The following is a 12692-nucleotide window of genomic DNA, read 5'->3' as shown; positions in this document are numbered from 1 at the left end:
TGGAAAACGCCCCGCAAAACGAAGGTGAACCATGCCGAGAGAGACCGCTCCCCATATTTTGATCGTTGAGGCCCGCTTCTACGACGACATGGCCGACGCCTTGCTCGAAGGCGCCACCTTCGCATTGGAACAGGCCGGCGCCACCTTTGAGGTCGTCACGGTTCCCGGCGCACTGGAAATTCCAGCGGCGATTGCCATGTCGCTCGATGGAGACGACAATGGTGGAACGCATTATGATGGCTATGTCGCGCTTGGCATGGTCATCCGCGGCGAGACCTATCACTTCGATATCGTATCGAATGAATCCTCGCGGGCTTTGATGGATCTTGCGGTCAGCGAGTCCCTTGCCATCGGCAACGGCATTCTGACCGTCGAAAACGACGAACAGGCATGGGCGCGTGCGCGCCGCTCGGATAAAGACAAGGGCGGATTTGCCGCTCGCGCAGCTCTGACCATGATCGAGCTGAAGCAGAAATTGGGTGCATAACGAATGAACGACGACAAGACGGAACGGCCGGTCAAGACTGCAAACCAGCGGGGCGCTGCCCGACTTGCTGCCGTTCAGGCGCTTTATCAAATGGATGTCGGCGGCACTGGTGTCCTGGAGATCGTCGCCGAATACGAGGCGCACCGTCTTGGCCAGGAACTCGACGGCGCGACCTATCTGAAGGCCGACGCCGCTTGGTTCCGTTCGATCGTCTCCGGCGTCGTGCGCGATCAGACCCATCTTGATCCGCTGATTGCTGCGGCCCTGCAGGATGATTGGGCTTTGTCGCGTCTCGACAGCACCGTGCGCGCCATCCTGCGCGCCGGCGTCTTCGAGATCACCGACCGCAAGGACGTCCCGGTGGCGGTCATCGTCACCGAATATGTCGAGATCGCCCAGGCCTTCTTCGATGACGACGAGCCGAAGCTCGTCAACGCCGTGCTCGACCGCATCGCGAAGCAGGTCCGCGGCGAGGCGAAGAAATAACTCCTTAGCCGCCAAACAATCTCCCGCCTCTTTCTTTGAACTGCAACGGTTTTTCGCCTGTTGCGGTCTTGACGCCACGTAATCGACCAAGCAATCTCCGCACCGCTTAGCTGTGGCATTTCTGTGGAGAGGAAAGGCGATTCGGCGGCGTTTTTGCCGGAGAAGGAGTGATCTCCGGCCTATGGGAGGAAAGAGCGAAATGACCATTCTTTTATGCGTAATTGCATGCGGTCTGCTCTCGGTGGTCTATGCCGCCTGGGCAACTCGGTCGGTGCTTGCCGCCGATCAGGGCAACAGCCGCATGCAGGAGATCGCGGGCTATATCCGCGAGGGCGCTCAAGCCTATTTGACGCGCCAGTACAGAACCATTGCCCTTGTTGGCGTTGTCGTTTTCATCGCAGCCTGGCTGCTTCTTTCCGCCACGGCCGCCATCGGCTTCCTGATCGGCGCTGTGCTTTCCGGGGCTGCCGGCTTCATCGGCATGCACGTCTCCGTCCGCGCCAATGTGCGCACCGCCCAGGCTGCTTCCGCGAGCCTTTCCGCCGGCCTCGACATCGCCTTCAAGTCTGGTGCGATCACCGGCATGCTGGTGGCTGGCCTGGCACTGCTCGGCGTCTCCATCTACTATACCATTTTGACCTTCGGCCTCGGCCATGAGAGCGGCTCGCGCGAAGTCGTCGATGCGCTGGTGGCGCTGGGCTTCGGTGCTTCGCTGATCTCGATCTTCGCCCGTCTCGGTGGTGGCATCTTCACCAAAGGCGCCGATGTCGGCGGCGACCTTGTCGGCAAGGTGGAAGCCGGCATTCCCGAAGACGATCCGCGCAACCCGGCAACGATTGCCGACAATGTCGGCGACAACGTCGGCGACTGCGCCGGGATGGCCGCCGACCTTTTCGAGACCTATGCGGTTTCCGTCGTCGCCACCATGGTCCTCGCTTCGATCTTCTTTGCCGGAGCGCCGATCCTCCAGTCTGCGATGATCTATCCGCTGGCGATCTGCGGTGCCTGCATCATCACCTCGATCATCGGCACCTTCTTCGTCAAGCTCGGCTCGAACGGCTCGATCATGGGCGCTCTTTACAAGGGCCTCATCGTCACCGGCCTGCTGTCGATCGTCGGTCTCGGCGCCGCCACCTCGCTGACGGTCGGCTGGGGCTCGCTCGGCACGGTCGGCGGCGTCGACATTTCAGGCGCGCACCTCTTCTTCTGCGGCATCGTCGGCCTCGTCGTCACCGCGCTGATCGTGGTGATCACCGAATATTATACCGGCACCGGCAAGCGTCCGGTCGTCTCGATCGCCCAGGCCTCGGTCACCGGTCACGGCACCAATGTCATCCAGGGCCTGGCCGTCTCGCTGGAATCGACGGCACTGCCGGCGATCGTCATCGTCGGCGGCATTCTCGCCACCTACCAGCTCGGCGGCCTTTTCGGCACCGGCATTGCGGTCACGGCGATGCTGGGTATTGCCGGGATGATCGTCGCCCTCGACGCATTCGGACCGGTGACGGACAATGCCGGCGGTATCGCCGAAATGTCGCATCTGCCGCCGGAAGTGCGTAAATCCACGGATGCGCTCGATGCTGTCGGCAATACGACCAAAGCCGTCACCAAGGGTTATGCCATCGGTTCCGCCGGCCTCGGCGCACTGGTTCTTTTCGCAGCCTACTCCTACGACCTCAAATATTTTGCGGCGAATGGCGACAAGTTCCCTTATTTCGCCGGCATAGGCGAAATTTCCTTCGATCTTTCCAACCCCTATGTCGTGGCGGGATTGATCTTCGGCGGTCTCATTCCCTACCTCTTCGGCGGCATCGCAATGACCGCCGTCGGCCGTGCGGCCGGTGCGATCGTCGAGGAAGTTCGCCGTCAGTTCAAGGAAAAACCGGGCATCATGGAGGGCACGGAAAAGCCGGATTACGGCAGGGCCGTCGACCTTCTGACCAAGGCCGCCATCCGCGAGATGATCGTGCCGTCGCTGTTGCCGGTGCTGGCGCCGATCGTCGTCTATTTCGGCGTTCTTCTCATCTCCGGCTCCAAAGCCTCGGCCTTTGCTGCGCTGGGCGCATCGCTGCTTGGCGTCATTATCAACGGCCTCTTCGTCGCCATTTCGATGACATCGGGTGGCGGCGCCTGGGACAATGCCAAGAAGAGCTTCGAGGATGGTTTCGTCGACAAGGACGGCGTGCGTCACATGAAGGGCTCGGATGCGCACAAGGCCTCGGTCACTGGCGATACCGTCGGCGATCCCTACAAGGACACCGCCGGCCCCGCCGTCAACCCGGCGATCAAGATCACCAACATCGTTGCGCTGCTGCTGCTCGCCGTTCTCGCCGGTTGAGCCATCGTGTGCAGGCACCGCGGTTCGCCGCGGCGCCTGACACGGAGAAGAACGCTGTAACGCCTTGAATTATGAAGTAAAAAACCCGCCGGAGCTGCTCCGGCGGGTTTTCGTATGAGGTGTATTCGATCAGCGCAGGCTGCTTGGGTTCTGCGGCGTACCGCCGGCGCCACCGCCGAACAGGCTGCGGGCAGCGCTCGCGGCACTGCCGCCGGAGAGCATCTGCTGCAGGAAGGTGAGTTCCTTGCCGCCGGTCGGCGTGACGCGCCCGACCGTGTCGAACACCTTGCCGTCCTGCAGGGTATAGTTGGCGCGGCGACTGACGACGCCGTCCTTGTCGAAATAGACCGCCAGAACGCTCTGATCGACGACTTTCAGTTTCTGGAAGGCGACCGCACGCGTGCGTCGCTGCGAAATGTAATAGAAGACTTCACCGTCGAAGGTCGCCGTCGTCGACGGGGTGCCGAGCGAAAGCAGCACCTGCTCGCGGCTCGAGCCCTCCGGAACGAGGTTCAGCGACTGCTGGTCGGCGACATATCCGCCATTGAGCACGGTGCTGGTCTGGCAACCGGAAAGAGCGGTGGTGGAGGCGATTATGAAGGCAATGGCCGCACTGCTGAAGAATTTCACGTCAGACTTGAAATACCGTTTCTTCAACGACATCTACTCCCTTGAGTATCGATAGCAGCCATTTTGGGCCTTGCACGCTTTACCTCCTGCAAAACCATTGTGGCCATTCCGGGTCAAATGTCCCGAATTCGCTTCGCTGACGCATCGAAGGCGTCGTCCCGAAACTGGCCATGATCGGCATTGCAATTCGCGCCTGCTTCGGTAAACCAGCTTTCGAAATCATGCAACAAGGCCAGAGGCCAGCCGGCGTGAAGAATGAGGCATTTCCGGAAAAAACAATGATCTTCGGGCTCTTCCGTAAGAAAAACAACAATCAAGCAATCGTCTACAGGCAATATGCGGCGCTGACGGCGGCCGCGCGCATGCCTGAGATTTATCAGCGGCTCAATGTGCCGGACACGGTCATGGGCCGTTTCGAGATGCTGTCGATCGTCATGATTCTATTTTTTCGCCGCACGCGTGCTTCCGGCACCAGCGGCCAGGAGATCGCCCAGGAGATCGTCGACGCTTTCTTCCAGGATATCGACTATTCGATCCGTGAACTCGGCATCGGCGACAACAGCGTGCCGAAGCGGATGAAGAAGCTCGCCGGCATGTTTTATGGCCGCCTCGAAGCCTATTCGAAGGCGATGGACACGGGCGATGCCGAAGCGCTCTCTGGGGCACTCACGCGCAATATCTACCCGGAAAGCTCGGCACCGGCCGATATGTCCGGCCTCGCCGGGTGGATGATCGCCGCGGAAGCGCATTTGTCCGCCATTGCCGAAGAGGAGATCGCCACCGGTTCGGCAGCGCTCCCACCGGTCGCCACCCCACCGGTCACTTGGCCACCGGTCGATTGAAGGAGGAAACGATGAAGAACAATCGGGACGATGTTCCCTTCTCCTATCACGTCAAGGTCGGCCATATCTCGGCCAACCCCGTCGAGGTCCACGTCGAGGCAGACGCCAAGGAACTGAAGGGGCTTGCCGAGACCTGGAACATTGTCTCGGTCGACAATCTCAGCGCCGACCTGCAGATCGCCCGCTGGAAACGCGACGGCGTGCGCATCAAGGGCCGCGTAAAGGCGAAGCTCGTCCAGTCCTGCGTCATTACGCTGGAACCGGTCGAATCCGCCATCGACGAGAGCTTCGAGCAGATCTTCGTGCCGGACGGCTCCAAGCTTGCCCGCCAGGCCGGTAATGACGCCGGCGAGATGTTGCTCGATCCGGACGGCCCTGATCTGCCCGAGACCTTTGTCGGCGATACGATCGATGCCGGCGAGTTGGTTGTCGAATTTGCCGCTCTGGCGATCGATCCCTATCCGCGCAAGAAGGACATCGAATTCGACGGCCATATCGAGGATGGCGGCGAAGACGACAAAAAGCCCTCGGCTTTCGCTGCCCTCAAGGATTGGAAAAAGGACTGAAGCGTCTCTGGCATTTGACATAATTCAGTTGTAAGCGACGCCAAAACCGGTATTTTGGCCGAAATTTCGCCATCGGCGAAAAGAAGGATCAGGGACGCGTGATCAGAATATCTCTCGACCTCATGGGTGGCGACTTTGGTCCCCAGGTTGTCATTCCCGGCGCCGCCAAGGCGTTGGATCGGCATCCGGATATTTCCTTCGTTTTCTACGGTCTCAAGGAACAGTGCGATCCGGTTCTCGCCAAGTTTCCGAAGCTTAGGGAAAAATCGCTCTTTCACGATTGCGAGCTTGCCGTCAGCATGGAGGAGAAGCCGAGCCAGGCGCTTCGCCGCGGCCGCTACATCTCCACCATGTGGCGCTCGATCGAGGCGGTGAAGACGGGGGAGGCCGATGTTGCGGTCTCGGCCGGCAATACCGGGGCGCTGATGGCGATGGCGAAGTTCTGTCTGCGCACGATGGCCAATATCGAGCGCCCTGCGATCGCCGCGATCTGGCCGACGCTTAAAGGGGAGAGCATCGTGCTCGACGTCGGTGCGACGATCGGCGCCGATGCCCAGCAACTGATGGATTTTGCTCTGATGGGCGGCGCCATGGCGCGGGCGCTGTTCGAGGTCGAACGTCCTACGGTCGGCCTTCTGAACGTCGGCGTCGAGGAAATGAAAGGCCAGGAAGAGGTCAAGGAAGCCGGTCGGCTGTTGCGCGAGGCAAACATCGATTCGCTTGAATATTCCGGCTTTGTCGAGGGCAACGACCTTGGCAAGGGCACGGTCGACGTCGTCGTCACCGAAGGGTTTTCCGGCAATATCGCTCTGAAGACCGCTGAAGGCACCGCCAAGCAGATCGGTGAATATCTGCGTGCCGCCATGTCGCGCACGCTGCTCGCCCGCATTGGCTACCTCTTCGCCAAAAGCGCCTTCGACATGCTCCGCGAGAAGCTCGATCCGAGCAAGGTCAATGGCGGCGTGTTTCTCGGCCTGAACGGCATCGTCATCAAGAGCCATGGCGGGGCGAATGCCGAAGGCATCGCCGCGGCCATCGAAGTCGGCTACGACATGGCCAAGAACGGCCTCAATCAGAAAATAGAAAACGATCTTAAGAAATATCATGCCAAGCGGCTGCCCCCCATGGGCCCGGAAGCTGCATGAGCAATGGGGTTCAATCGACTATGATCCGTTCAGTGGTTCGCGGGTTCGGAGCCGCACTTCCGAAGCGCGTGATGACCAATGGTGACATGGAGGCGATCGTCGACACGTCAGACGAATGGATCGTCCAGCGCACCGGCATCCGCCAGCGTTATCTCGCTGGCGATGACGAGACGACGGCGTCGCTCGGCGAGGCCGCGGCGCGCGCAGCCCTTGCCAATGGCGGCCTGACGCCTGATGATATCGATCTCATCATCTGTGCCACCTCGACGCCGGATAACACCTTTCCGGCAACCTCGGTCAATATCCAGAACCGCCTCGGCATGAGCCACGGCTTCGCTTTCGACGTCCAGGCCGTCTGCACTGGTTTCGTCTATGCGGTGACGACGGCGGACGCCTATATCCGTGGCGGGCTTGCAAAGCGCGTTCTCGTCATCGGCGCCGAGACTTTTTCGCGCATTCTCGACTGGAACGACCGCACCACCTGCGTGCTTTTCGGCGACGGCGCCGGCGCGATCGTGCTCGAAGCGACCGAGGGCGAGGGGACTGTTGCCGATCGCGGCGTGCTGACCGCGCATCTGCGCTCGGACGGCTCGCACAAGGAAAAACTCTATGTCGATGGCGGACCGTCGACGACGGGCACCGTCGGCAAGCTGCGCATGGAAGGCCGCGAGGTCTTCAAATACGCCGTCGGCATGATCACCGATGTCATTCAGGCGGCTTTCGATTCGACCGGCACGACAGCCGATGACCTCGATTGGCTGGTGCCGCACCAAGCCAATCGGCGCATCATCGACGGTTCGGCCAAGAAGCTGAATATCGATGCGGCGAAGGTCGTCATCACAGTCGATCTGCACGGCAATACCTCGGCGGCCTCGATCCCGCTTGCACTTGCGACCGCTGCTGGCGATGGCCGCATCAAGAAGGGCGACCTGGTGATGCTCGAAGCGATGGGCGGCGGCTTCACCTGGGGCGCCGTTCTGCTGCGCTGGTAGGCACGAATCCTAAAAAACTGGCGGCGAACAAGAGCTTGACCGTAAGGCGCAAGACAAATACTCTTCATGCGATTTCACAAAATATTTGTAGTGGGCGGGGAAACCATGACCGGAAAAACAGTGACGCGAGCAGACCTGGCGGAATCCGTTTTCCGAAAGGTCGGGCTTTCCCGGACCGAATCTGCGGAACTTGTGGAAACCGTCATCGACGAAGTTTGCAACGCCATCGTGCGTGGTGAAACCGTCAAGCTTTCCTCCTTCGCCACCTTCCAGGTGCGCGACAAGAACGAGCGGATCGGCCGCAACCCGAAGACTGGCGAAGAGGTTCCGATTTCCCCGCGTCGGGTCATGACCTTCAAGGCGTCGAACGTGCTGAAGACGCGCATCCTCAAGGCGCATGTGTCTCGCAAGGTCAAGCTGAAGCCGCAGAATCCGGCCTCTTGATCATCTGCTTCCCGTTTCTAAACAGCATTTTTTCTCTCCGCACTGTCCTGCGTTGTGCGCAACGTCGACACATGACTTGAATTGTCGGCGCCAAACCGTTGAAATATGATGAGTCGCCGTAGGATCGAGCCGCGAGGTCGCGTAGCAGCATGACGTTGGACAAGAGCCCCGATGCCTTTCGCACCATCAGCGAAGTCGCAGACGATCTTGATCTGCCGCAGCATGTGCTGCGCTTCTGGGAGACGCGTTTTCCCCAGATAAAGCCGATGAAGCGCGGCGGTGGCCGTCGTTACTACCGGCCCGAGGATGTGGATCTCCTCAAGGGCATCCGGCATTTGCTCTATGATCATGGCTATACGATCAAGGGCGTGCAGAAGCTTTTGAAGACCAACGGCAACAAGTTCGTCATATCCGTCGGCCACGGCGATCTTGCCAGCGTCGAGGCGCTTGCGTCGGGCGTCCAGGAGGCTATTGCCGGTGAACCGCGCGTCGGCATGGCCGATGAAGACCAGATTGTCGGCCGTGCCAAGGCGCCGATTACCCGCCGCTTCTTCAACTTTGTGGCCGGCGACGACGAGCAGGAAGTCTCGATTGGCAAGTCGAGCGTCGGCAAGGAAGACCGGGCATTGCTGCAGGAAGCGCTCTACGACCTGCTGGAATGCAAACGCCTGCTCGATCAGGTGCGCTGACCAGAAAACAACTCTTTGCATTTATGCATCGTTAACCCGGAACCGCAGCCCACGTCCGGGCGACATGCATTAGGCTTCGGTAAGCCGCTTCATCGCCTGTTCGAGTTCGCTGAGCTGGAAGGGTTTTTGCAGTACGGGCAATGTGCTTGGGCTGCTGCCAGCAGGGGCGGCGCCATATCCCGTCGCGTAGATATAGGGTTTGCCGCGTTCGTCGAGCAGTTTTGCAACCGGCAGCGAACTCTGCCCTGCAAGCGAGACATCCAGAATTGCAGCGTCGAACTCCGTCTCCCTGGCTGTTGTCAGCGCCCGTTCCAGATCGGGCGCACTGGCGCAAACCCGGTAGCCGAGATCGGCGAGCATGTCCTCAAGTAACATTGCAATCAGCGCGTCGTCTTCGACGATGAATATGTCTTTCATGTTCCCATCCACCCATTCCCCTTGCTGGGCATGGAAATATGTGGACCCCTTGCACCGCTCGTCAAGGTGTCGTGGCCGGCAGTGCGAGAATCAACATATTGCCGGGTGAAATTCGATGTGTAAAAGCTGGGATGCCGTTTGCGCAACGGCTCCTGCATAATTCCTTAAATCCGAATCGATTCAAAGATAAAATCATGCGGAAAATGAAAGAGTTACAGCCTCCTTTGCGCATCTGAAAGACGCGCGGCGCTGTAAGAAGGGATCTGGAATGGATTTGCTGAGTGCCACGGATTGGCTGCGTCATAGGCCGGGTTATACATATCCGCTGGCCGTTGCCTTCGTTGGCCTGACTTTTCTTCTGAGGCTTGCCGCCAGCGACTATCTCTCCGGCTTCCCCTTCTTGAGCTTCCTCCCGGCGATATTGCTGGCGAGTTTTATAGGCGGCGCAGGGCCGGGCCTTGTCGCGGCCATACTTGCCGCTTTCATCGTTCAGCAGTTTTTCGTCGAGCCGCACAATATCTTCTGGCCGGTCAGCGCCGGCCAATGGGTTGGTCTCTCAACCTATCTCGTCAATGCCGCGATCATCATCGGCCTAATGGAGACGATCATTATCGCGCATGGCCGGCAGAGCCGCCTCCGCAGTGAGCTCAACAGTTTCAACACGCGCCTCGAACACACGGTGGTCCAGCGCACCGCCGAGCTCCGGCACGAGATGGAAGAAAACGCAGCCGCTCAGGCGCAGGTGCGCCAGCTGCAGAAGATGGAGACGATCGGTCAGCTGACAGGCGGGGTCGCCCACGATTTCAACAACATGCTGGCGATCATCATCGGCAACCTCGATCTTGCCCAGCGGCGCCTCACCGGAAGCGAGGACCCCCGCATGCTGCATTCGATCCAGAATGCCAAAGACGGCGCCCAGAGGGCCGCGGTACTGACCGCCCGTCTTCTCGCTTTCTCGCGCCAGCAGCCGCTCGCCCCTGAGGTGATCGACCTCAACAAACTGGTCGGCGGCATGTCGGAGCTGCTGCGCCGTACACTCGGCGAGAAGATCCGGATCGAGACCGTGCTTGCCGGCGGCCTCTGGCCGAGTTTTGCCGATCTGAGTCAGCTTGAGAACGCTATTCTGAACCTTGCCGTCAACGCCCGCGACGCCATGCCTGGCGGCGGACATCTGACGATCGAGACCGCCAATACCGAACTCGATGAGCGATATTCCCGGATGCATTCGGAGGTCGAGGCCGGCCAATATGTGATGATCAGCATGACCGACACCGGCACTGGCATGTCGCCTGATGTAATCGAGCGGGCGTTCGATCCGTTCTACACCACCAAGGGACCCGGCAAGGGCACCGGTCTCGGCCTCAGCCAAGTTTACGGCTACATCAAGCAGAGTGGCGGCCACATCAAGATCTATTCAGAGATCGACAGGGGCACGACGGTGAAGATCTATCTTCCGCGTCGTGTCGGGGCGACCGAAGCTCGGTTGACTGCGGCCGGCGCCCAGCCTATCCCCCAGGGCAGCGTCAACGATACGATCCTGGTGGTGGAGGATGATGAGAACGTCCGCACCATGACCGCCGAAAGCCTGCATGAACTCGGTTACACCGTGTTGCAGGCGGCAAGCGGGATGGAAGCGCTTCTCGTTCTGGAAGAAAATCGGGAAGTCGACCTGGTCTTTACCGATATCGTCATGCCGCAAATGACCGGACGCCAGCTGGCCGATATCGTCCAGAAAAAATGGCCGGCGATCCGGATACTCTACACAACGGGCTATACCCGCAATGCCATCGTTCATAACGGGGTGCTCGATCACGGCGTCTCCTTGCTCGCCAAGCCCTTCAGCCTGGAGCAACTCGCCCACAAGATCCGCGAACTCCTGAATGCGCCGGCAAGGACGGAAGGCGAGCGGACGTGAAGCCGCCAGAGTATGATGCCGAAAGTTAGGCCCACCGGGCCTAAAATCATCCTGTTCTAGGCAACCGCACCACTATTGCCGATCGCTTTATTCCAGCACCTGGATCACACGGTGCGTCTTCGGCTCGACGATGACACGCCGCTCATTGACGACCGTATAGCCGTAGCCGTCCATATCCGGCACGGTGTGCACTTCCACGGTATCGGGCAGCGTCGCACCGACGGCGATATCGCCTTCATAGACGACGGATGGCGTGTTTTGCTCCATCACATAGGTGCGCACCTCGCCCGGCAACACGACGGAGCCGGTCGCTGCGGGATCGGTGACGATGACGGTGCTCTGCGCGAAGGCGGCGGAGCCGATGGTCAGCATGGCGGCCGCAGCCAGCATGATCTTGCGCATGGAATGTTCTCCTTGTTCAACCTGAGACATCAACGCAACGCCGCCCATGCGGCATAGTTCCCGTGTTGCCTTCGCGAGTGGGGAAGCAGGCGCAATCTCGGCAATTCAGTTGTTGCTAAATAAATTTATGCACCATACGGTTGAGCTGTTCGAATCACGTTCAATGCGAGTTCGTTCAGCGGCACCTGCGGCGGGTTCTTTACTCTTCGTTAACCATGTTGGCGATTTATACCCTGTGAACGGCCGGTTGGTCGTTGATTCGAAGGTCCGTCGCGTTTCGGCTTGCGAATGGATATCTGGAAAGACGATTGCGGCGGCTCGAGACATGCGTTTGCGGAAGACGATATCGCTGGTGGCTGTGGCGGGCATGATGGCCGGCTGCACGTCGACGGGCGGTGTGCGCCAGCCCTCCGGACCGGAGACCGTGGCGCCTGAAAAGGCGCTGGTCCTGCCACCGCCGGGCGGCCCGTCGATCGTCAGCGTCGTCGAGCGTAAGCGTGGCAATGGCGTCGAGCAGACGATCTCGCTGTTTACCTCATCCTCCGTGCCAGGCCAGAACTTCCTGAATGTCCAGTTTTTTGGCGCGTCCGGGGCCAATCCCGGCACCGGCAATGCCGGCTACAGCATGATCAACGAGAGCGGCATTAGCCGCGAGGTGGCGCGTTCGGCCCCCGGTGTGCCGATGGCGACGTCGGCGACCTTCCTGCAGAACGCCTATGGACCCTTCGGTTATGCCTCCGGCCGCAGCCGTGGCGGCGACAGCTGCATCTTTGCCTGGCAGCAGATCCGCTCGAGTGCGGCCGCCAATACTCAGGCGCGCAATTTCGGCATGATCCAGCTGCGCCTGCGTCTCTGCGATGCGAACGCCAGCGAACGTCAGCTGCTCGGCATCGTCTATGGCTATACCATATCGGGCACTTTCGACGGGGTGATCTGGAACCCTTACGGCAATCCGCCGCCGGCCGATGTTGCGCTCGGACGCACCGGCGCGCCGATTTATCCTGACGAGGGCGGCTATCGCGCCAGCCCGATACCGATCGGCTATGAGCCGGCGCCTGCCATTGTCAGCCGGCCGCGGGCAGTTCCGGCCCGCAGCGCTTTGCCACCGGCGCAAGGCGCCGCACCGATGCCGGCGCCCATCGGCCCGCGCGTGCCGCTGCCGGGTGAGGCGCCTCAGGCGAGGATAACGCCGGATGCGGCAGCCGCGCCGGACGAACAAGCTGGACAAACTGCAAGGGCGATCGGCGTCACCGTGCCGTCGCCAGACTGTATAGGCGACGCGGCCATGACGGCCGCCTGCCGGAGATAATCAGCATGCCCGGCGCGCCCGACGGTGCGC

Annotated in this window: 14 protein-coding genes; 11 read left to right on the top strand and 3 right to left on the bottom strand. The window is 60.4% G+C overall.

Translation table 11 applies throughout. The annotated features are described in order from the left end of the window. Positions 1-31 precede the first annotated feature (31 nt). The 3 genes from ribH to HJB84_RS02990 all read left to right on the top strand — a co-directional run bounded on the left by ribH (position 32) and on the right by HJB84_RS02990 (position 3311). Positions 32-487, top strand: a complete 456-nt coding sequence (gene ribH / locus HJB84_RS03000; RefSeq protein WP_003574043.1) for a 6,7-dimethyl-8-ribityllumazine synthase — start codon at positions 32-34, stop codon at positions 485-487. A gap of 3 nt (positions 488-490) precedes the next feature. Then, positions 491-973, top strand: coding sequence for a transcription antitermination factor NusB (nusB, locus tag HJB84_RS02995; RefSeq protein WP_207583734.1), 483 nt, complete (start codon positions 491-493; stop codon positions 971-973). A gap of 199 nt (positions 974-1172) precedes the next feature. Further along, positions 1173-3311: a sodium-translocating pyrophosphatase gene (locus HJB84_RS02990; protein ID WP_207583735.1), complete on the top strand. Its 2139-nt coding sequence runs from the start codon at positions 1173-1175 to the stop codon at positions 3309-3311. Positions 3312-3440: 129 nt separating this feature from the next. Here the strand turns inward: HJB84_RS02990 and HJB84_RS02985 are convergent, their stop codons facing one another. Next, the gene (locus tag HJB84_RS02985; protein WP_207583736.1) at positions 3441-3974 is read right to left on the bottom strand and encodes an outer membrane protein assembly factor BamE; all 534 of its coding nucleotides are present in this window, start codon (positions 3972-3974) and stop codon (positions 3441-3443) included. A 137-nt stretch (positions 3975-4111) separates the two neighbouring features. Between HJB84_RS02985 and HJB84_RS02980 the strand changes: the two genes are divergently transcribed. From HJB84_RS02980 to HJB84_RS02955, 6 genes are all read left to right on the top strand, one after another. Further along, entirely contained in the window at positions 4112-4783 is a 672-nt protein-coding gene (locus HJB84_RS02980; protein WP_207583737.1) for a ubiquinol-cytochrome C chaperone family protein, read from the top strand. A gap of 11 nt (positions 4784-4794) precedes the next feature. Continuing rightward, entirely contained in the window at positions 4795-5349 is a 555-nt protein-coding gene (locus HJB84_RS02975; protein ID WP_207583738.1) for a DUF177 domain-containing protein, read from the top strand. A 98-nt stretch (positions 5350-5447) separates the two neighbouring features. Then, entirely contained in the window at positions 5448-6494 is a 1047-nt protein-coding gene (plsX, locus tag HJB84_RS02970; RefSeq protein WP_164008837.1) for a phosphate acyltransferase PlsX, read from the top strand. Between the two features lie 20 nt (positions 6495-6514). Beyond that, positions 6515-7486: a beta-ketoacyl-ACP synthase III gene (locus HJB84_RS02965; protein WP_207584282.1), complete on the top strand. Its 972-nt coding sequence runs from the start codon at positions 6515-6517 to the stop codon at positions 7484-7486. A 105-nt stretch (positions 7487-7591) separates the two neighbouring features. Next, complete coding sequence (locus tag HJB84_RS02960) at positions 7592-7930, top strand: integration host factor subunit alpha (protein WP_003574027.1); 339 nt, start codon at positions 7592-7594, stop codon at positions 7928-7930. 149 nt (positions 7931-8079) lie between these two features. Further along, positions 8080-8619 carry a MerR family transcriptional regulator gene (locus HJB84_RS02955; protein ID WP_207583739.1) on the top strand — a complete coding sequence of 180 codons (540 nt, stop codon included), beginning with the start codon at positions 8080-8082 and terminating at the stop codon, positions 8617-8619. 69 nt (positions 8620-8688) lie between these two features. Here the strand turns inward: HJB84_RS02955 and HJB84_RS02950 are convergent, their stop codons facing one another. Continuing rightward, the gene (locus HJB84_RS02950; protein WP_207583740.1) at positions 8689-9036 is read right to left on the bottom strand and encodes a response regulator; all 348 of its coding nucleotides are present in this window, start codon (positions 9034-9036) and stop codon (positions 8689-8691) included. Between the two features lie 268 nt (positions 9037-9304). Here HJB84_RS02950 and HJB84_RS02945 point away from each other — a divergent pair, with 268 nt between their 5' ends. Continuing rightward, a complete protein-coding gene (locus tag HJB84_RS02945; RefSeq protein WP_221115242.1) occupies positions 9305-10951 on the top strand; it encodes an ATP-binding protein in 1647 nt (548 codons plus the stop codon). A gap of 87 nt (positions 10952-11038) precedes the next feature. On the opposite strand, the gene HJB84_RS02940 is transcribed toward HJB84_RS02945, so the two are convergent. Continuing rightward, complete coding sequence (locus HJB84_RS02940; protein ID WP_207583742.1) at positions 11039-11353, bottom strand: DUF1236 domain-containing protein; 315 nt, start codon at positions 11351-11353, stop codon at positions 11039-11041. A 325-nt stretch (positions 11354-11678) separates the two neighbouring features. Here HJB84_RS02940 and bcsN point away from each other — a divergent pair, with 325 nt between their 5' ends. Continuing rightward, positions 11679-12662, top strand: coding sequence for a cellulose biosynthesis protein BcsN (gene bcsN, locus HJB84_RS02935; RefSeq protein WP_221115241.1), 984 nt, complete (start codon positions 11679-11681; stop codon positions 12660-12662). Positions 12663-12692 lie beyond the last annotated feature (30 nt).

Origin of the sequence: Rhizobium sp. NZLR1b (genome assembly GCF_019685155.1) — a bacterium.
GTDB lineage: Bacteria > Pseudomonadota > Alphaproteobacteria > Rhizobiales > Rhizobiaceae > Rhizobium.
This window is presented reverse-complemented; position numbering and strand designations above follow the sequence as displayed.